This window comes from Xenorhabdus kozodoii, from assembly GCF_002632875.1.
Lineage (GTDB): Bacteria > Pseudomonadota > Gammaproteobacteria > Enterobacterales > Enterobacteriaceae > Xenorhabdus > Xenorhabdus kozodoii.
In genome coordinates this window covers 1-20916 of record NZ_NJCX01000003.1, presented here as the reverse complement: position 1 = coordinate 20916, position 20916 = coordinate 1, and the positions used below count along the sequence as shown (strand labels likewise).

Genomic DNA, 20916 nt, shown 5'->3' with positions numbered 1-20916 from the left:
CGAAGTGGCTCTACGGTAACATCTCTCTCACTGGCAGTAAGATTTACTGTGTAATAATCTCTCTTGCGTGAATGGAATGTCAGCGCAGAGGCATAATGGATGCAGCCTATAATATTTTTCCCTTTTACCTATTTGCTTGCCATTTGGCGGAAATCGGTGCCAATTGTCAGTCTAAATTGGGCTGCATTAGTTGTTGTATTGGGTGTTTTTCCCTTATTATTCCTTGCAAATCTTCCCCAACCAAAGACCCTCCAGTACCTGATTTTTTTGGCATTTTTCTTGCTATTTTTTCCTTGTAAAACCCTACGGCTAATATCATTAGGATTATGGGTGTTTATTTTCGGATGTTGGCATGCGCATCAAATATTAGCGCAAGTCACTTATTTTAGTGAAACTGCCCGTACTGCAATCGTTATGATGGACAGTGTATCGTTAGAAAATGGCACTAAGGAGCAGGCGCAAAAAGCGCGTTATCGTATAAGACTAATTGAAAGTGATGGGAAGTATATTTTCCCTGCCTTATATGCGTCAGTAACATGGAACTCTCAGGAGTCACTATGTGCCGGGCAGAAATGGCAGGTAACCATGAAACTCAGGCCTGTTCATGCCCAATTAAATCAAGGTAGTTATGATAGCCAGCGATATTCACTGTCTATTCGCCAGCCGTTGAATGGAAAAATTATTGATGCAAAACCACTCGATAAAAATTGCAACCTTCGACAGCATGTTATTAATCAGTTGTTGCCAGAAATTCAATCATTAAAACAGGCCGGTATTGCATTAGCACTTTCGTTTGGTGAAAGGTCGTGGCTGGATAAACCCACTCGCTTGCTATTACAGCAGACCGGTGTTGCTCATTTAATGGCAATTTCCGGGTTGCATATCGCAATGGCCAGCTTATTTGGCTGGAGTTTTGCGAGAATGATGCAATATTTGTTGCCTGCAAAATGGATCGGATTTCGTTTCCCATTGATCATGGGCTGGTTAACCGCAATGCTATATGGTTGGCTGTCGGGTTGGGGAATTCCGGCCATTCGGGCAATATTGAGTCTGACGTTGTGGATTTATTTACGGTGTAAAAGCCGGCTTTGTTTTTCATGGCAATGGGCTTTATGGAGTGCCGCCCTGATTTTACTTTTCGATCCACTGGCCGTGCTTTCTGATAGCTTCTGGCTCTCATTTACTGCGGTAATGGCACTGTTATTTTGGTTTTATTGGATGCCCTTGCCAGAAAAAATACGTCATGGTTGGCAGTGGTTATGGCTGCGTGGGTTGCATATGCAATTGGGCATGATGTTAATGTTGTTGCCGTTGCAGCTTTTGTTATTTCAGGGCGTTAATATTGCGTCATTGGTGGCTAATCTATGGGCTGTTCCGATAATCTCTTTTTTATCTGTGCCATTGGTTATGCTGGGCATAGTTTGCCTTTTTCTTCCGGTTATCCAACCATTTTTATGGCAACTTGTTGATTATAGTGTTTTATTTGCCTTATCACCTTTACCTATCTTGACGCATTCATGGTTTAACACCGGGTCTTATCCCATTATTATGACACTAGTCGGCTGGTTTTGGGTTGTTATTTGGCGCTTAGATTGGTGGAGATCTTATAAATGGCTGTTGGGAATTTGCATTGGCATTATTGCGTGTTATTCCAAACATTCCAATGATTATCGATGGCGTTTTTCAATGCTGGATGTAGGGCATGGATTGGCGATAGTCATTGATAAAGGGGGAAAAGCGATTATTTTCGATACAGGCAATCGTTGGGAGACGGGCAGTATGGCAGAAAAAATCATTGAACCTTATTTACGTTGGCATCGATTAACACCAGAGCAAATCATTCTTAGCCATGACCATTTAGATCATACGGGCGGGGTGGAATATCTGGCTGCAAAGTATCCTGATATCCAAATCAGAAGTCCTTCCCAGAATCAGGCTCATTTTCCCTGTGTCCGTGGTGAGCGGTGGACATGGCAAGGATTAAATTTTTCCGTTCTCTGGCCGCCAGAAAAGGCAGCGAATGTTGGCAATAATCAATCTTGCGTGATCCGCATTGATGATGGCAAGTACAGTCTATTATTAACAGGAGATTTGGAAAAACAGGGCGAATATCGTCTATCGGAGCTTGAGAAAAGCGATCTACATGCAACAGTACTACAGGTTCCCCATCATGGGAGTAATACCTCTTCTACCTCAGTATTTATACGCAAGGTTATGCCTCAATATGCTTTGGCTTCGGTTGCACGTTATAGCCCGTGGAGACTGCCTTCAGTGAAAGTGAAACAACGCTATAAAAATGCCGGAGTTGAGTGGCATAGCACAGCAGTTTCTGGTCAGATAACCGGTTATTTTTATCGTGATGACATTAAATTAAAAGGTTATCGACAACAAATAGTATCACGGTGGTATCATCAGTGGTTTGGTATTCATGGCGATCATGAGTAGAATGACTCGCTATTTCTTTTGGTTTTGGTAACTCAATAATGAATGATAAAGACCTTTCTACCTGGCAGACCTTTCGCCGATTGTGGCCGCTCGTCACCCCTTTTAAAATCGGCCTGATAGTTTCGGCGGTTGCGCTAGTGATTAATGCTGCCGGTGATACATTGATGCTTTCTTTGTTGAAGCCTTTGCTTGATGATGGTTTTGGCAAGGCAGATATTAGCGTATTAAAGTGGATGCCACTGGTTGTTATCGGATTGATGTTGTTACGTGGCATATCTGGTTTTATATCAAGTTATTGTCTCTCTTGGGTATCAGGCAAAGTCGTCATGCAGATGCGTCGCCGTCTGTTCAACCATATGATGGGAATGCCGGTTTCTTTCTTTGATCAGCAATCCACAGGAACTTTGCTTTCCCGCATTACATACGATTCAGAGCAGGTCGCTTCTTCTTCTTCTGGTGCATTGGTGACAGTTGTCAGGGAAGGAGCATCAATTATTGGCCTGTTTATACTGATGTTCTATTACAGTTGGGAACTCTCCCTTATTTTGATTGTTATTGCGCCGATCGTTGCGGGGGTTATTCGTCTTGTTTCCGTGCGTTTTCGTAATATTAGTAAAAACATGCAAAACAGCATGGGAATGGTAACAACCAGTGCTGAACAGATGCTGAAAGGGCATAAAGAAGTCTTAATTTTTGGCGGGCAAAAAGTTGAAACTGAACGTTTCAATAAAGTCAGTAACCATATGCGCCAGCAGGGAATGAAGATGGTTTCTGCGGGTTCCATTTCAGACCCGATTATTCAAATTATTGCTTCTTTTGCACTGGCATTTGTCCTGTATGCGGCCAGTTTCCCTGAAATTATGGGGGCCTTGACCGCAGGGAAAATCACCGTTGTATTTTCATCCATGATTGCCCTGATGCGTCCGTTAAAGTCCTTGACTAACGTTAATGCTCAATTCCAACGTGGTATGGCTGCGTGCCAGACCTTGTTTGCTATTTTGGATATGAAGCAGGAAAAAGATGAAGGTAAATTGGAAATCAAAAAGGCAAAAGGCAACATTGAATTCCGTAATGTCACTTTCTGTTATCCAACCAAAGATCATCCTGCACTGAAAAATATTTCAATGACAATCTCGGCGGGAAAAACGGTTGCATTGGTTGGGCGATCAGGTTCAGGTAAATCGACAATTACTAATCTCCTTACTCGTTTTTATGACGTGAATGAAGGTGAAATAATGTTGGATAACCATGACCTGCGTGAATATACACTGGCTTCACTGCGTAACCAAATTGCGTTGGTATCGCAAAATGTACATCTATTCAATGATACGGTTGCCAATAACATTGCTTACGCCAGTGAGGGACAATTTAGTCGTGCAGAAATAGAGCGAGCGGCAGAAATGGCCCATGCAATGGATTTTATCAAGAAGCTGGATAATGGCCTTGATACCATGGTTGGCGAAAATGGCGTTTTACTTTCTGGGGGACAGCGTCAGCGCATTGCCATCGCCCGTGCTTTATTGCGTGATTCTCCGATCTTGATTTTGGATGAAGCGACCTCTGCTCTGGATACGGAATCTGAACGTGCAATTCAGTCCGCACTAGATGAATTGCAGAAAAACCGAACGTCATTGGTCATTGCCCACCGCCTTTCTACCATTGAAAATGCCGATGAAATTATCGTTATTGAAGATGGAAATATCATAGAAAGGGGTAGCCATGCGATGCTGTTAGAACACGGTGGAGCATATGCCCAGTTACATAGGATGCAGTTTGGCCAATGATTGAACGCATATGGTCCGGCCGCTCATGGCTTTACATCGTATTATTGCCATTATCAGCCCTTTATGGGCTGGTAAGTGTCTTACGTCGTTTAAGCTATAAATTAGGCTTAAGCCGTTCCTGGAAAGCACCCGTTCCGGTTGTTGTCGTTGGTAATTTGACCGCAGGGGGAAATGGCAAAACGCCGGTGGTTATTTGGCTGGTTGAACAATTACAACAAAAAGGCTATCGGGTTGGCGTTGTTTCGCGTGGTTATGGCGGGAAGTCGGAACGTTACCCGCTACTGGTGACTGATGAGGTGACAACAGCACAGGCAGGAGATGAGCCTGTTTTAATTCGTCGGCGTACTGGTGCGCCTGTTGCGGTGGCACCAAAGCGAGCCGAAGCCATTCAGGTATTGCTGGCATATGCTTCGGTGGATATCGTCATTACCGATGATGGTCTTCAACATTATGCTTTGCAGCGGGATTATGAGATTGTGGTCATTGATGGCGTGCGTCGTTTTGGCAATGGCTGCTGGCTGCCGGCCGGCCCTATGCGAGAACTGGCAGGACGCTTAAATAGCGTCAATACCATCATTGTCAATGGTGGAACACCAGAAGCAGGTGAATTACCCATGACCCTAAAGGGAAATTTGGTGGTTAACTTGTTGACAGGGGAAATGCGAAAAGTGTCTGATATTCCTAATGGCATTGCGATGGCCGGGATTGGCCATCCCCCGCGTTTTTTTGCGACATTACAGCAATTAGGAGCGAGTTTACAACAAACACACGCTTTTGCTGATCATCAGGCTTACGAAAAATCCCAATTATTGACTTTGGCAAATAGCGATCAAAATTTGTTGATGACAGAGAAAGACGCGGTTAAATGTTTCCAATTTGCGCAACCTAACTGGTGGTATTTACCTGTACACGCTGAATTGCCAGAGGAAAAAGGGCAAAAAGTATTAAACGATATTTGCGCTCTGCTGCCAGAATTAAATACCCGCCAATAATATTGGTAATGAACAAAATAAGGGAAACTAAACAAGGCAACAAAGTTAACGGTGATACATGGCTTATGGTATTCTGAGCCATATTAAATTTAAAACCCGTTACCTGGGGGATATATGGATCACCGTTTACTCGAAATCATTGCTTGTCCGATATGTCATGGCAAGCTCAGTTATGATAAAGAAAACTTTGAACTGATTTGCAAATTTGATCGCCTCGCTTTTCCTTTCCGTGATGGTATTCCTGTGTTGCTAGAGCATGAAGCTCGCGCCTTGCCTACAGAGGAAAATAAATAACCCATGTTTACTGTTATCATTCCAGCACGTTTTGCTTCAACCCGTTTGCCTGGAAAGCCACTGGCCGATATTCATGGCAAGCCAATGATTGTGCGTGTGATGGAGCGGGCTATCCGCTCTGGCGCTGATCGGGTTATTGTGGCGACAGATAATCAAGACGTTTTTGATGCCGTCACTGCTGCGGGTGGTGAAGTTTGCATGACAAGTGAAAACCACCATTCAGGTACAGAGCGTTTGGCTGAGGTTATCGATAAATACCAGTTTGCTGATGATGAAATTATTGTGAATGTTCAAGGAGATGAACCGCTTATCCCAGAACAGATCATTAAGCAAGTGGCCGGTAATTTGGCGGGTAGTGATGCTGGGATGGCAACGCTTGCCGTGCCGATCCAAGATGCAGAAGAGGCATTCAATCCTAATGCCGTCAAAGTCGTGATGGATGCGAAAGGTTATGCCCTCTATTTTTCTCGCGCAACGATCCCGTGGGAGCGTGACCGTTTTATGCAATCAAGGGAGAATATCGGAGACCATTTCCTGCGTCATATTGGCATTTATGCGTATCGGGCGGGGTTTATTCGGCGCTATGTTCAATGGACGCCAAGTCCATTGGAAAGTATTGAAATGCTCGAACAACTCAGAGTGCTTTGGTACGGTGAAAAAATTCATGTAGCAACGGCATTGCAAGCACCAGGTGCCGGTGTTGATACACCGGAAGATCTGGAAGCGGTCAGAAAAGTTTTTGCCGTGCTCTGATTTTTTTGTCTGAGCCGGAGATGATTGACAAGGGAATGCCGTAACGTAAATACGGCATTCCCTTTTTTCTTCCCTGTTTACTTAAATTTTTCGCTCAAATCGGGTGTTATTTTTCATCATCTTTCTGCTGCAAATCTGCTGTTTTTTCGATTCTTATATCCTTGCTTGCAGGCTTAATGGCTTGCCAGATGCGCCCTAATGTTTCATACCAGGCACGCTCTGTATGTGATAAGTAGTAGGGAGAAGGAATATATTTTTCCCATGAATATAAAGGTGTTGTGACCGCTAATTGGTTGGCTGGGCCTGCAATGGGATGTAGGCCGCGTTGGGCAAAAAATTTGAGGGATCTTTCCATGTGATTGGCAGAAGTAACCAGAATAAAAGGTTGTTTTCCGACGATTTTTTCAACTTCAATAGCTTCCTCTTCTGTATCCAAGGGTTTTTTTAATGCTATCGTGTCTTCTACAGGAATTCCCAGAGATTGTGCTACCATAGCAGCGACTTCGGCGCTGCTAATGGCATTAACACCTTTACCGCCGGTAAAAATCATTTTAGCACTGGGGTTAAGATGATATAACCGAATACCTTCAGTGACTCTGGGTAAACTGTTACTGATCAGGTTAGCGCTGGGAGCCCACTGGGGGTTATAAGTAAAACCGCCCCCCAGAACAACAATATATTTTACCGCAGTGACAGAGGTTGTGTCTGGCTCATAGCGCTGAACATATTTTCCCTCGACAGGGAGTAAGAATTTATCTGCGATAGGTTGTAGACTCAATAAAAGCAATGCCAGCCAACAGAGTGATAAAATAGTTTTCCCTGTTTTTTGCCAACGGCTGAACCACAGTAATAGCAAGGCTGTAAAAGAGACGATAATAATCAACGGCAAAGGCATTAATAGTGAGCCGATATATTTTTTTAACAGAAATAACATTGATTGGCCTTGAGTTGGTTAAACTATAATCGTGTGAGGGTGAATTTAAGGCTAAAAGTAGTTAATTAAATGATTACTGTGCCAAAATAACAGTAGTAAAAATAGCAGTAGTAAAAATAGCAGTAGATAGCATCATTACTCAATAGATAAATTAAACTTAGCTTATAAGTGAGGCAGCTTTTCATGCGGGATCGCAATTTCGATGATATTGCAGACAAATTTTCGCGTAATATTTACGGCACAACCAAAGGTAAAATCAGGCAGGCCGTTGTCTGGCAGGATATTAACGAATTGCTGAATCATCTGCCTCAACGCCCTTTGCGTATTTTGGATGCAGGGGGTGGTGAAGGGAATATGGCCTGTCAATTAGCTGAATTGGGGCACCAAGTCATACTTTGTGATCTATCAAAAGAGATGATCCAAAGGGCAAAATATAACGCCGAAGAGCGGGGTGTTCTCGATCAGATGCAATTTATCCAAAGTCCGGTACAGGACATTCACCAGCATATTAAACAGCCCGTTGATCTGGTTTTATTTCATGCTGTATTGGAGTGGATCACTGACCAAAAAGAGGCAATAGAAACATTGGAAGATATAATATCGCCCGGTGGTGCACTCTCATTAATGTTTTATAATGCTAATGGACTGATCATGCGTAACGCCATCTTAGGTAATTTTCATTTGGCGACCCCGAATATCCAACGTCGTCGAAAACGTTCTTTAACGCCCCAAAATCCCTTAATCCCAGAGCGGGTATATCAGTGGCTAACTGAACTTAAGATGGAAATAACAGGTAAAACAGGGGTAAGAGTTTTTCACGACTACCTGCAAAATCGTCAATTGCAAGATGCAGATTTTCCAGCGTTGCTTGAACTTGAACAGCGTTATTGCAGACAGGAGCCCTATATCAGCCTGGGGCGTTACATTCATGTGCTGGCACGCAAGCCTATCTAAAAGAGCGAATTATGAGTGAATATTCCCAGACTGTTCCTGAACTTGTGTCCTGGGCCAGAAAAAATGACTTTTCAATTTCCTTGCCATCAGAACGGTTGGCTTTTTTGTTGGCGATTGCTGTATTGAACAGTGAGCGACTTGACGGCGAAATGAGTGAAGGAGAGCTGGTGGATGCTTTTCGTGAAGTGTGTAAAGGTTTTGAGCAGACTTCTGAAGCCGTATCCGTCAGGGCGAATAATGCCATTAACGATATGGTACGCCAGAAGTTACTTAACCGTTTTACCAGTGAATTGGCGGATGGCAATGCCATTTATCGCTTAACGCCACTGGGAATAGGCATCAGTGATTATTACATTCGTCAGCGTGAATTTTCCACGTTACGTCTTTCTATGCAGTTATCCATCGTCGCCAATGAATTGCATCGAGCGGCAGAGGCTGCCGAAGAAGGCGGTGATGAATTCCATTGGCATCGCAATGTTTTTGCCCCCCTCAAATATTCGGTGGCCGAAATTTTTGACAGCATTGATATGTCCCAGCGCTTGCTGGATGAACAGCAAGACAGCGTAAAAACCGATATTGCCGCACTTCTCAATCAGGATTGGCAGGCGGCTATCGCTAATTGCGAACAACTGCTGTCTGAAACTTCCGGCACACTGCGGGAACTTCAGGATACATTGGAAGCTGCGGGTGATAAGTTGCAGGCTAATCTCTTGCGCATCCAGGCCGCGAATATGGACAGCGGGGGATCTGAGCCGGTGGATAAATTGGTTTTTGACTTACAAAGCAAACTGGATCGTATTGTCAGTTGGGGGCAACAGGCCATTGATCTGTGGATAGGCTATGACCGTCACGTTCACAAATTTATCCGAACCGCCATTGATATGGATAAAAACCGCATTTTTGCCCAGCGCCTTCGTCAATCCATTCAACACTATTTTGATAATCCGTGGGCGCTAACTATCGCTAATGCCGAACGTTTTCTGGATATGCGCGATGAAGGACAGACTTTGCGCAATGAAGAGGTAATGGGAGAATTACCACCAGAAATGGAATATGAAGAATTTAGTGAAATCAATGAACAATTGGCTGGAATGATAGAGCAGGCGTTGGCGGTTTACCAACAGGCAAAACTTCCACTGGATTTGGGGGCATTACTGCGCGACTACCTTGTCCAGTATCCACGTAAGCGCCATTTTGATGTAGCGCGTATTCTGGTGGATCAAGCAGTCAGGTTGGGAGTTGCAGAAGCAGATTTCTCTGGATTACCAGCGGAATGGTTAGCGATTAATGATTACGGAGCCAAGGTGCAGGCACATGTCATCGACACATATTGAACAACTTATGCCAGTGAAACTGGCTCAGGCATTATCCAATACACTTTTTCCTGAATTAGACAGCCAGCTAAGAGCTGGTCGTCATATTAGTCTGGATGATCTTGATAATCACGCCTTTTTGATGGATTTTCAGGAAGAATTGGAAATGTTCTATGCGCGTTATAACGTCGAGTTAATCCGTGCACCAGAAGGTTTTTTCTACCTGCGTCCCCGTTCAACGACGCTGATCCCGCGATCTGTTTTATCCGAATTGGATATGATGGTGGGTAAGATCCTGTGCTATCTCTACCTTAGCCCAGAACGCTTGTCCAATCAGGGAATATTTAGCTTTCAGGAGTTGTACGAAGAATTACTGTCATTGGCAGATGAACATAAGCTAATGAAATTAGTCAACCAGCGTTCGACAGGTTCCGATCTGGACAAACAGAAATTGCAGGAAAAAGTGCGCACTGCCTTAAACCGTTTACGCCGTTTGGGCATGGTTTATTTTCTGCAAAACGACAGCATTAAATTTACGATTACCGAAGCGGTATTTCGCTTCGGTGCAGATGTACGCAGCGGTGATGACCCACGCGAGGCGCAATTACGGATGATCCGTGATGGTGAAGCCATGCCCGTAGAAGGGGAAACATCGCAGGAAAATAATGAACATGAAGAAGCATCAGGGCATTCAGCAGAAGGTGAGGAGGATGAGCAGTCATGATTGAACGCGGTAAATTTCGCTCACTGACGTTAGTTAATTGGAACGGTTTTTTTGCCAGAACGTTTGATCTTGACGAACTTGTCACCACCTTATCCGGTGGTAATGGTGCCGGTAAATCAACCACGATGGCGGCTTTTGTGACCGCATTGATCCCTGATTTAACGTTGCTCCATTTCCGTAATACGACAGAAGCGGGCGCGACCTCTGGTTCGCGCGATAAAGGGTTACATGGCAAACTGCGAGCCGGTGTCTGCTATTCCACGCTGGATATTGTTAACTCTCGCCATCAGCGGATCATCGCCGGGGTTCGTTTACAACAAGTGGCAGGGCGTGATCGAAAAGTGGATATTAAGCCGTTTATGATCCAAGGCGTTCCTGCATCAATTCAGCCAACGCAGCTACTCACTGAAAACCTCAATGAGCGGCAAGTGCGGGTTCTGCCATTAAATGAGCTAAGGGAACGTCTTGATGAGATAGAAGGCGTTCAGTTCAAACAATTTAACTCGATTACAGATTACCACTCCCTGATGTTTGATTTGGGCGTGATCCCAAAACGTTTGCGTTCAGCGAGTGACCGCAGCAAGTTTTATCGTCTGATAGAAGCATCGTTATATGGCGGTATTTCCAGTGCGATTACCCGCTCACTGCGTGATTACTTACTGCCGGAAAATAGTGGTGTCAGAAAAGCATTTCAGGATATGGAAGCCGCCTTGCGTGAAAACCGCATTACACTGGAGGCTATCCGTGTCACCCAATCCGATCGTGACCTGTTCAAACACCTTATCACAGAGGCGACGGCCTATGTGTCGGCTGACTATATGCGCCATACCAATGAACGCCGTGTTCATCTGGATGAGGCATTGGCTCTGCGCAGTGAATTATTTGGCAGTCGTCGTCAATTAATCGCTGAACAATATCGTCATGTTGAAATGGCAAGGGAACTGGCCGAACAAAGCGGTGCATCTTCTGATTTGGAAATGGATTACCAGGCAGCCAGCGATCACCTGAATCTGGTGCAAACGGCGATGCGCCAGCAGGAAAAAATTGATCGCTACCAATCTGATATTGAAGAGCTGACTTACCGGCTGGAAGAACAGAGTGAAGTGGTAGAAGAGGCAAAAGATCTTCAAGCGGAATATGAAGCCATCTTTGAAGCGGCAGAACAAGAAGTTGATGAGCTAAAAAGCCAGCTTGCAGACTACCAACAGGCTTTGGATGTCCAGCAAACTCGCGCTATTCAATATCAGCAAGCCTTGCAAGCGCTAGAGCGTGCCCGTGAAATTTGCCAGCTTCCCGATCTGTCGATAGAAAATGCTGATGAGTGGCAGGAAACCTATCAAGCCAAAGCGCAGCAAGCGACGGAAACGTTGCTGGCTTTGGAACAGAAGCTGAGCGTCGCTGATACGGCCCATAGCCAGTTTGAACAGGCCTATCAACTGGTAAAAAGTGTCGTTGGTGAAGTAAGCCGCAGTGAAGCGTGGCAGTCAGCCCGTGACGCATTACGTGAATGGCCATCCCAGCGCCATTTGGCTGAGCGCGTCCAACCTTTGCGTATCCAGTTGGCCGAATTGGAACAACGCCTAAATAGCCAGCAAAATGCAGAGCGCTTGCTGGAAGAATTCTGTAAGCGCCATAACCAACAATACCAGGTGGAAGATCTGGAAACATTGCAGGGTGAATTGGAGGCCCAGCGAGAAGAATTAAGCCTGAGCGCCAATGAAAGTGGTGAACGTCGGATTCAAATACGTCAGGAATTTGAACAGGTTAAGAAAAAAATTCAGGATCTGATTGCACGGGCGCCAGTGTGGTTGGCAGCACAGGAAGCCTTAAATCAGCTTAGTGAACAGTGCAATGAAACATTCGAAAATAGTCACGATGTCACTGAATATATGCAGCAATTGCTTGAACAGGAACGCGAACTGACTGTCGAGCGTGATGATATTGCTGCCCAAAAACGTGAGCTGGAAAAACAGATTGAGCGTCTGAACCAACCCAGTGGTGCCGAAGATAGCCGATTGCTTGCATTGGCTGAACGCTTTGGTGGTGTTTTACTGTCTGAAATTTATGACGATATTACCCTTGATGACGCACCTTATTTCTCTGCCCTCTATGGTCCTGCGCGTCACGCAATCGTCATGCCTGATCTCTCACTGGTTCGTCCACATCTGGAAACATTGGAAGATTGCCCGGAAGATCTCTATCTCATCGAAGGCGATCCACAATCTTTCGATGACAGTGTGTTCAGTTTTGAAGAGCAGGAAAACGCCGTTCTGGTGAAATCATCCGATCGCCAATGGCGTTATTCCCGTTACCCTGAGGTTCCCTTATTTGGACGGGCAGCCAGAGAAAATCGACTGGAAGCGCTTAGCCTTGAGCGTGATACGCTGGCAGAGCGCTATGCGACACTTTCATTTGATGTGCAGAAGATCCAACGTGCGCACCAGGCGTTCAGCCGTTTTATCGGGAAACACCTTTCTGTTGCATTTGATGACGATCCAGAAGCAGAGATCCGTTATCTGAATCAGCGTCGTACTGAACTGGAGCGAGAATTATCTCAATTTGAAACTCAGTCCCAGCAGCATCAGCAAAAACGTGTTCAGGTGAAAGAGAGCCTGTCACTATTGAATCGTCTGATCCCACAAGTGGCGGTGTTGTTGGATGAAGCCTTGCTTGATCGCGTGGAAACGGTGCGTGAAGAAATGAGTGAAGCTCAGGAGGCGGCGCGTTTCCTGCAACAACACGGTAACGCCCTGGCTAAACTTGAACCGTGGGTTTCGGCTTTACAAAGTGATCCACAGCAGCATGAACAGTTGCAAAAAGATTATGAATCAGCCAAACACAGCCAGAATCAGGCCAAACAGCAAGCCTTTGCCTTGACGGAAGTTATACAGCGCCGTGCGCATTTTAGTTACAGCGACTCTGCCGGTATGCTCAATGAAAATGCTGACCTGAATGATCATCTGCGCCAACGTCTTGAGCACGCAGAATCTGATCGTAGCCGGACGCGTGAACAATTGCGCCAGCAACGGGCACAATTTGCACAGTTCAACCAGGTATTGGCATCACTGAAAAGTTCTTATGACACTAAGCAAGATATGTTGAAAGAACTTGAGCAGGAGATGAAAGATATTGGTGTCCAGGCAGATGCCAATGCCGAAAGCCGCGCCCGTGAACGTCGTGATCAGCTCCACGCTGCGGTGAATGCTAATCGTTCCCGTATCAACCAACTTGAGAAACAGATCGCGTTCTGTGAGGCGGAAATGGAAAACCTCCAGAAGAAATTGCGCAAATCTGAGCGTGATTATTGCCTGAAACGTGAACAGGTGGTTTCGTCTAAAGCGGGCTGGTGTGCCGTGATGCGTATGGTGAAAGACAATGGCGTTGAACGTCGTTTACACCGTCGAGAACTGGCCTATATGGAGGGGGATGATCTGCGTTCAATGTCGGATAAGGCGCTGGGTGCATTGCGCCTGGCAGTCGCTGATAATGAACACTTGCGCGATGCGTTACGTTTGTCGGAAGATCCAAAACGCCCTGAGCGTAAGATCCAATTTTTCGTTGCGGTTTACCAACATCTGCGTGAACGCATCCGGCAGGATATTATCCGCACGGATGACCCTGTTGATGCCATTGAACAGATGGAAATTGAGCTGGCACGCTTGACCGAAGAATTAACCGCCCGTGAGCAGACACTGGCGATTAGCGCCAAAAGCGTGGCGAATATCATCCGTAAGACCATCCAACGCGAGCAAAACCGTATTCGCATGCTGAACCAGGGGTTGCAGGCAGTTTCTTTTGGGCAGGTTGGTGGCGTACGCCTGAACGTGAATGTACGTGAAAGTCATTCCCTGTTACTGGATGTGCTTTCTGAGCAGCAGGAACAGCATCAGGATCTGTTCAAAAGCCAGCGTTTGACCTTTTCAGAAGCGATGGCGAAACTTTATCAGCGTCTGAACCCGCAAATGGATATGGGGCAGCGTTTACCCCAAACCATTGGTGAAGAGTTGCTGGATTACCGCAATTACCTTGAATTGGACGTTGAAGTCAATCGAGGTTCGGATGGCTGGTTAAAAGCGGAAAGTGGGGCGCTTTCTACCGGGGAAGCCATTGGTACGGGGATGTCCATTCTGGTCATGGTCGTGCAGAGTTGGGAAGAAGAGTCCCGTCGTCTGCGTGGTAAAGATATTTCCCCATGCCGGTTGCTATTCCTTGATGAAGCGGCCCGATTGGATGCGAAATCTATTGCAACATTATTTGAGCTATGTGAACGCTTGCATATGCAGCTAATTATCGCTGCACCGGAAAATATCAGTCCAGAAAAAGGGACGACCTATAAGCTGGTACGTAAAATTTTCAATAACCAAGAGCATGTACATGTTGTTGGGCTGCGTGGTTTTGGGCAGGATGCTCCGGCTACTGAGCAGTTACAAATACAGGCTCAGCCTATATTGCAAGAATAACTTCGTCATTGAGTGATATTTCTGCGAAGAAGGGGCACAGTGTGTCCCTTCCTTATCTCAATAGTTAAGGTAGCCTTTTACCAAAAAAAGTTGGCGTCAAACTCGTCTTATCAACCTTTACCTAAAGCGGGTCGGTTCGGCGAAGAAGTGGTGATTAATTCTGAGTATTAATCTTAAAAATATATCCTGACTAAAGGCGCTTAAAGGCACCTTTTTCTTTTTTTAAGCCATTATAATTTAAATTATTATGGTCAATATTGCCTTTTTCTTAAATTTTATTCCACCTGATGAGAGCAAGTCTGGTAAGGTCTGTTCCCTGTCTTAAGCCGTAATTAGGTCTATAATGATGAGTATTCTTTTCTGATAAAGTGGCTCTGCGGATAATTATAATAACTCATTGGATAGCTGGATACATAATCAGATGAGGTGAGCTCTTATGGTGAAGAACACGGCCAGGTTACTGAAAGTTTCTTTTATCTGTAGCACATTGGCGGTATCAGAGGCAGCCTTTACACACCAACAAAATGAACAGTCATTGATGGGTATACAACAATTAACAGTAGAAGCAAAAAAAGAAGGCGCTGTTATTTTATCTGGTAAGACAGTGTCTGGTTCCCCGGTGCTTTCCAGTGACCAAAATCGAAAACAGTTACAAATTTGGTTGCCACAACAAGTAAAACCGATATTTCTGGATCGCTTGGTGACTTTATATGCCGATAATAAAATGCAGCCACTGTGGACAGATAAAAAAGCCATTAAACAGTTTGAAGAACAATTGGTTGAAATATCACTTGCGGGTTTTCAGCCCCAATTTGAAAAATGGCTGATACAACTCCACACTCCTGAATTAAGCGAAATGGGGCGTGATATTATTTTATCTGATGCGATGTTAGGTTACCTCCATTTTATTAATAATATCGATAAAAAAGGCAATTTGTGGTTATATGGCAAATCGCCTTATAAAATTGAGTTACCTCCTGCCGCTTTAATTCATACATGGCAACAACATATCAATAATAATAGTGTTTTTTCTTATATTACGAGTTTATCACCGAATCATCCTATGTATGAAAATATGCGTAAGGAAATGCTGGCTCAATTGGTTGAACAACCGCCGTGGGCTGAGTTTTCATTTACAGGAACGCTAAGACCCGGACAAAGTAGTGAAAGCGTTATTGCATTAAGGAAAATATTGGCACATTCGGGCATGTTGGATCTCTCTGCTGCCAAATCCGATAATAAGGTTTACGGTAAGGAATTAATCGCGGCGGTAAAACGTTTTCAAGCCCTGCACGGGTTGTCGGCTGATGGGGTTATCGGTAAATCTACGAAAGCCTGGTTAAATACGACCCCGCAAATCCGCGCCCGCATTATGGCATTAAATATTCAACGATTACGGATTATTCCCGGAGATATCCCAACCGGCATTTTAGTTAATATACCTGATTACTCACTTTTCTATTATTTAGATGGCAAAGAAATATTGGATTCTAAAGTGGTCGTTGGACGGCCGAGCCGTAAAACCCCCATTATGAGTAGTGAACTCAATAATGTGGTGATCAACCCTCCGTGGAACGTCCCAACCAGCATGACACGCAAAGATATCGCACCCAGGGCGATGCGTGACCCAAGTTATTTCCGCACACGTGGATATACGGTTTTTTCCAGTTGGGGCAATGATGCCAAAGTTATCGATCCATCATTGATTAACTGGAGTGTAATAACGCCGAATAAATTCCCTTATCGTATAAGGCAGGCGCCTGGCCCCACTAACTCATTGGGGCGTTTTAAATTTAATATGCCAAATTCAGAAGCGATTTATTTACATGATACCCCTAATCAGGCTTCTTTTAACCGGGAAATGCGAGCGGTAAGTTCGGGTTGTGTACGTGTTAATAAAGCACCCGAATTGGCTAATATGCTATTGGGTGATGCAGGTTGGAATAAAACCAAGGTGAATAGTTCATTGAAAACATGGTCAACAAAATATGTTAATATCCCCAAAAAAATACCGGTATTTCTCTACTACCAGACAGCCTGGGTTGATGAAAAAGGCAAACCACAATATCGAGATGATATCTATGGTTATGATATGAATGCAAGACAACATTCAGGGGCGCTTATCAAAATTGTGATAGCCAGAAATAAGTGAGAACTTCTTTCATTATTAATGATGCTTGAAGGTATAAACCCAATATCACAAAACGGAGAAGGAAATAATATTCCTTCTCCGTTATTTCTTTTTACTCCCCCGAACGACTACATAGGCTTTCTTTTTACTGGTCTTTTCCAGGGTTTTCACGCTGGCAATGCAAGGTATCGAGGTATCTTTCAGGTTAAGAGTATCACAGTATCTGACAGGCGGGGCTGATTTCACCGTTTTTGTGATGGTCGCTTTTTGATTCAACGCCAATCTCACCTTGGTATCATAGGCAGTGGCTCATTGGATGGCATTTTTCTTGTCGTTACGGTAGGACTTTCCCACCAAAGGCGATGTGCCCAATTCCCGCTGTTTATTGACCCAGTTCAGTAAGGCTTCCAGCAGGAGATCAAGCTAGATATAGTGCATAGTATTCTTGCAATGGTATACCAGCGGAGAAATGGAGGATATTTTTTCAACCATTTCATTTTGGTGCGGCCATAAGTATCAATATTTTGCCAGTCTTCGGTCCCCATGATAATGGAGATGACGACAAGGGAAAGTTTAGGCAAAATGTGATGAGTGAAATAGTTTGCTAAAAGAAATAAAAGAATAGTCGGCTTTCTGTTAGAAGTAACATTAGGAGTAGTCTTTTATACATTTCAATCGAGAAAGCCGAGTTTAAATCCGCATGACTTTAAAATAGCTATCCTTAAGAAAAACTTAGGTTAACTATACGCATTAAACTTCAAGTTGCAATTTACAACACGATATGAAATCACACGCATCTTGAAGTTAGATTGGTATATATTATTATCTTCCTAAATAATATTTATCATCTAACCAGTTTGGCCAGTTTAGACCAAAACATTCTTGTAACAGTTTTTCTGCTACACAAAATGCACCCTCGATCCAGCCTTGATCACCTGAATATGCTTCTCCTATAATATGCACAGATTCATTTTTTATTGGATGCCTCATAAAAGGTATAGCTTCTCCTACTGAGACGCCTGCTTTCCATGCATGGTATCCACCACCATATGGATCTTCAGACCAATCTTTAATTCTTGCAATGTAAGGTAATGGAATATCTATACCATGTAGTTCTTTAACCTGATTAATTGCTTCCTTAACTAAGTGTTTAGGAACAGGATTACCGGGAAGAATATCCTCTTTAAATTTTCTTGTGAAACTATTTTTGTTGGATGTGGTTCATATATAGATTGTTTATCTTTTATTCTCATTAATGCTTTCCAGAATGTAACTGACCTCATGTCGTTATAGCTTGATAGAAATAATGAGTGAGAATTTTTCGGGTCAGTACCAAAATAATAGCATTGACGAATAGATAAATCAGTAATGGATTTTCCTGCGTTAGTTCCAAATTGTTCAGTCCACCAGGGATATTCAAATCCCATTAGCATTTTTAGTGATGGCTCAGAAATAACAGCATTGATATGCTCTTGTAATTTATGACTAGAATACTTATCAAAGAAAAAATTTTTTTGGTCTAATAGTTCAAGGGAACGTTTTGGCATTGCCAAAATAATAATATCTGAATTAACATTCCAATAAACTTTTCTGTTTTTATTCCAAAATTGTAAAGAATAACGACGACCATCACCATTATTTCGTTTGAAAGTTACTAAAGAGTTTTTTAGCCAAAGTTTTGAACCAGGAATATTAGTATATTTTTTTGCTAAGGAATAAGCTACTTGGTCAAACCCATTTTCAATAGTTTTATATTCTACGTCAGATGGTGTAAAATCCCCTACCATGTAAGACATAGATTCAGCTGCATTCCAGTTAATTGTATTTGAATAATATCCTCCTGCATCAGCTAAAAAATTGTAACCTTCTTGACCTACTGAGCACAAATTTTTCCTAACAATGGCGCAAACTTAGCTCCCCATCCAGCAGTATAAACAACAATATTAGGAGACGTATCTAAAGAATCAAGATACATCAGTTGTCCATTTTTAGGTAATGCTAGCATACAAGTTGAAGTGAGCTTTGGTTCTGGATCTAAACCTTTCATATGATTTTTTACCCAGTTACTAGTTCCTATAAGGTCATTATCTGTTGGTAAAGTTCGTTGTTCAGGATCTTCTAATATATTGAATGGATAGTCTGGTGCTACTCGAATATATCCGGGGTTTTTCCAATAAGCTTCTGGAAATCCATAGTATAAGTTAGAATTTTTTTCATTATCTTTTTGGAATACAAACCATGTTGGGTAGTCTATATTACAATCTTTTTTACAAAAATAAGCTGATATCATATCCCATATTTCTATATCTAAATAGATTCCTAAAGAGGATAATAGTTTATTAGTGTATGGCCCTGCCGCTATTACGACTTTTTTACCGTGGAATACATTACCTTCGCTTGTTACAATAACTTCTTTTTTATCTGAATCAATTCTGATAATTGGACAATTTTCTTTCAGATGTACTCCTCTATTATAAGCGACGTTATAAAGAGTCTTTAAAGTAGCTGGGATATTTATAATTCCGCCATCACCTTGAAAAAAACCTGTATAATTTGTTGGTATGTTTTTAAAAAGGTATAAGTTTTCAATTTCTTTTGCCGATAAAGACTGATAAGGAATTCCTAATTTATCCATAGTATCTATGGCAGGTATTATTCCCCCTTCAGTTGTAGGAATTATTGGATCGCCAAACCATAAACATCCTGTATGGGATATCAGCGGATGCAATGAATGCTTCTGCAACTTTTTCCATTCATACATTGATTCTAAGACAAGTTTCGACATATAGTTTTCACTATATTGAAGCCGAAATTGACGAGATGCGCCTGCTGTACTAGAATTTTGATTAAAAAATGTTGATTCTTCTAATACAAGAATATTTTCTCCTTTAATAGGTGTATAACCTCCATAATATGAAGTTGCATTATATGCTGTTGATAAGCCTACCAACCCTCCACCTACAATGATTAAGTCATAGGTTTTCTTCATAATAAATCTCCATATAATAAAATTAAAAATAATGAATCCGATGAATTGTAAGGATTAAGATGCGATTATTATTTTTATGTAATAATTTACATATTAAAACCGCATCTTTAAATGGAATTATTATATTTATACGAAATTATGAACATTTATTCTTTATAATTAGTAAATTTTATATTCTTTACCAGTTTGAGCCCCTTCTATACTTTTTTTGAACGCCAAAGCCACTCTTTTTACAGGTACAGCTTCAAATCCAGGGAAAAGAGCACCGTATTTATGCCATGATTCTTGTAATACATTAGGACTAACACAGTTTATACGAATATTTCTTGGCATTTCAATGGCGGCCGATTTTACAAAAGACCTGACTCCACCATTGGCCATCGCCGCTGATGCTCCTTGTAAGATTGGATCATCTTTCATAATACCTGTAGTCAAAGTAAAACTACCATGTTCATTAATATAGTTTAGTCCTAAAAGAACTAAATTTATTTGGCCTTTAAGTTTACTTTCAATCGCAACTTCATTTAATTGTGGGGTTAATTCTTGAATGGCTCCAAAATGAGCATTTCCTGTTGCACTGACCACGCTATCAATATAGCCAATTTTTTCATACATCTTTTTAATGCTTTCAGGAGAGGTGATATCTACTTTAATATCGTTACTATTACGACCAGCACAGATAATATCATGTTTTTGACTTAATTCCTCTGCAACAGCTTTTCCAATTGTTCCACTTGCTCCAACTATAAGTATTTTCATAATTCACACCTATTTTACAAAGTATTACTGGTTATGAAAGCTAAATATTTATATACTATATAGTAACAAGAATACATGTCTATTATAAATCATGATCGAAAAATCACGTCTCAATCACAAAATTTCATCTATAATGTAATTCATAAAAATTATTTAAAAACAAATGATAACAATCCTAACACATTGATTTTGATTTCTCTCAAAAGAATATTTTTACACATATAAAAGATTTTTTTGCGAACTAAAATGAATTAATTTCATTAAAAATCAATAAGTTTTTTGTATTAAGTTGATCAGATAAACTATCTGCATTGGTGTTATAATCAGTAATCCGATGACTGACCAACTGTTCTTATGAAATCGAATATCACGCTGTCTGAACCT

At 42.5% G+C, this 20916-nt stretch carries 14 protein-coding genes and 1 pseudogene; 11 read left to right on the top strand and 4 right to left on the bottom strand.

Annotation, left to right across the window (positions count from 1 at the left end):
• Positions 1–99 precede the first annotated feature (99 nt).
• From Xkoz_RS02620 to kdsB, 5 genes are all read left to right on the top strand, one after another.
• Positions 100–2445, top strand: a complete 2346-nt coding sequence (locus tag Xkoz_RS02620; RefSeq protein WP_099140622.1) for a ComEC family protein — start codon at positions 100–102, stop codon at positions 2443–2445.
• A gap of 35 nt (positions 2446–2480) precedes the next feature.
• Positions 2481–4229 (top strand): lipid A ABC transporter ATP-binding protein/permease MsbA, encoded by a 1749-nt coding sequence (msbA, locus tag Xkoz_RS02615; protein ID WP_099140621.1) that lies wholly within the window; start codon positions 2481–2483, stop codon positions 4227–4229.
• Positions 4226–5221 (top strand): tetraacyldisaccharide 4'-kinase, encoded by a 996-nt coding sequence (gene lpxK / locus Xkoz_RS02610; protein ID WP_099140620.1) that lies wholly within the window; start codon positions 4226–4228, stop codon positions 5219–5221. The genes msbA and lpxK overlap by 4 nt, the downstream gene beginning before the upstream one ends.
• Positions 5222–5335: 114 nt before the next feature.
• Entirely contained in the window at positions 5336–5515 is a 180-nt protein-coding gene (locus tag Xkoz_RS02605; protein ID WP_099140619.1) for a Trm112 family protein, read from the top strand.
• A gap of 3 nt (positions 5516–5518) precedes the next feature.
• Positions 5519–6268 (top strand): 3-deoxy-manno-octulosonate cytidylyltransferase, encoded by a 750-nt coding sequence (gene kdsB / locus Xkoz_RS02600; RefSeq protein WP_099140618.1) that lies wholly within the window; start codon positions 5519–5521, stop codon positions 6266–6268.
• A 106-nt stretch (positions 6269–6374) separates the two neighbouring features.
• Here kdsB and elyC read toward each other — a convergent pair whose 3' ends face one another.
• Entirely contained in the window at positions 6375–7202 is an 828-nt protein-coding gene (gene elyC, locus Xkoz_RS02595; RefSeq protein WP_099140617.1) for an envelope biogenesis factor ElyC, read from the bottom strand.
• 183 nt (positions 7203–7385) lie between these two features.
• Between elyC and cmoM the strand changes: the two genes are divergently transcribed.
• From cmoM to ldtD, 6 genes and pseudogenes are all read left to right on the top strand, one after another.
• A complete protein-coding gene (cmoM, locus tag Xkoz_RS02590; protein WP_099140616.1) occupies positions 7386–8156 on the top strand; it encodes a tRNA uridine 5-oxyacetic acid(34) methyltransferase CmoM in 771 nt (256 codons plus the stop codon).
• 11 nt (positions 8157–8167) lie between these two features.
• Positions 8168–9490 carry a chromosome partition protein MukF gene (mukF, locus tag Xkoz_RS02585; RefSeq protein ID WP_099140615.1) on the top strand — a complete coding sequence of 441 codons (1323 nt, stop codon included), beginning with the start codon at positions 8168–8170 and terminating at the stop codon, positions 9488–9490.
• Complete coding sequence (gene mukE / locus Xkoz_RS02580; RefSeq protein WP_099140614.1) at positions 9471–10193, top strand: chromosome partition protein MukE; 723 nt, start codon at positions 9471–9473, stop codon at positions 10191–10193. Before mukF ends, mukE begins: the two co-directional genes overlap by 20 nt.
• On the top strand, positions 10190–14653 hold the full coding sequence (mukB, locus tag Xkoz_RS02575; RefSeq protein WP_099140613.1) for a chromosome partition protein MukB: 4464 nt from the start codon (positions 10190–10192) through the stop codon (positions 14651–14653). The genes mukE and mukB overlap by 4 nt, the downstream gene beginning before the upstream one ends.
• A 93-nt stretch (positions 14654–14746) precedes the next feature.
• Positions 14747–14824, top strand: a pseudogene (gene aphA / locus Xkoz_RS02570) (acid phosphatase AphA); the annotation flags it as partial.
• A 265-nt stretch (positions 14825–15089) separates the two neighbouring features.
• Positions 15090–16805 (top strand): L,D-transpeptidase, encoded by a 1716-nt coding sequence (ldtD, locus tag Xkoz_RS02565; RefSeq protein ID WP_099140612.1) that lies wholly within the window; start codon positions 15090–15092, stop codon positions 16803–16805.
• Between the two features lie 1121 nt (positions 16806–17926).
• Here ldtD and Xkoz_RS02555 read toward each other — a convergent pair.
• The 3 genes from Xkoz_RS02555 to Xkoz_RS02545 all read right to left on the bottom strand — a co-directional run bounded on the left by Xkoz_RS02555 (position 17927) and on the right by Xkoz_RS02545 (position 20532).
• Complete coding sequence (locus tag Xkoz_RS02555; RefSeq protein ID WP_099140610.1) at positions 17927–18670, bottom strand: FAD-dependent oxidoreductase; 744 nt, start codon at positions 18668–18670, stop codon at positions 17927–17929.
• Complete coding sequence (locus Xkoz_RS02550; protein ID WP_099140609.1) at positions 18658–19773, bottom strand: FAD-dependent oxidoreductase; 1116 nt, start codon at positions 19771–19773, stop codon at positions 18658–18660. The genes Xkoz_RS02555 and Xkoz_RS02550 overlap by 13 nt, the downstream gene beginning before the upstream one ends.
• A gap of 159 nt (positions 19774–19932) precedes the next feature.
• Entirely contained in the window at positions 19933–20532 is a 600-nt protein-coding gene (locus Xkoz_RS02545) for a short chain dehydrogenase (RefSeq protein WP_099140608.1), read from the bottom strand.
• Positions 20533–20916 lie beyond the last annotated feature (384 nt).

Coding starts and splice junctions, on each gene's coding strand:
- Xkoz_RS02620 (WP_099140622.1), top strand. CDS start 100: ATGCAGCCTATAATATTTTTCCCTTTTACCTATTTGCTTGCCATTTGG.
- lpxK (WP_099140620.1), top strand. CDS start 4,226: ATGATTGAACGCATATGGTCCGGCCGCTCATGGCTTTACATCGTATTA.
- Xkoz_RS02605 (WP_099140619.1), top strand. CDS start 5,336: ATGGATCACCGTTTACTCGAAATCATTGCTTGTCCGATATGTCATGGC.
- kdsB (WP_099140618.1), top strand. CDS start 5,519: ATGTTTACTGTTATCATTCCAGCACGTTTTGCTTCAACCCGTTTGCCT.
- elyC (WP_099140617.1), bottom strand. CDS start 7,202: ATGTTATTTCTGTTAAAAAAATATATCGGCTCACTATTAATGCCTTTG.
- cmoM (WP_099140616.1), top strand. CDS start 7,386: ATGCGGGATCGCAATTTCGATGATATTGCAGACAAATTTTCGCGTAAT.
- mukF (WP_099140615.1), top strand. CDS start 8,168: ATGAGTGAATATTCCCAGACTGTTCCTGAACTTGTGTCCTGGGCCAGA.
- mukE (WP_099140614.1), top strand. CDS start 9,471: ATGTCATCGACACATATTGAACAACTTATGCCAGTGAAACTGGCTCAG.
- mukB (WP_099140613.1), top strand. CDS start 10,190: ATGATTGAACGCGGTAAATTTCGCTCACTGACGTTAGTTAATTGGAAC.
- ldtD (WP_099140612.1), top strand. CDS start 15,090: ATGGTGAAGAACACGGCCAGGTTACTGAAAGTTTCTTTTATCTGTAGC.
- Xkoz_RS02550 (WP_099140609.1), bottom strand. CDS start 19,773: ATGAAGAAAACCTATGACTTAATCATTGTAGGTGGAGGGTTGGTAGGC.
- Xkoz_RS02545 (WP_099140608.1), bottom strand. CDS start 20,532: ATGAAAATACTTATAGTTGGAGCAAGTGGAACAATTGGAAAAGCTGTT.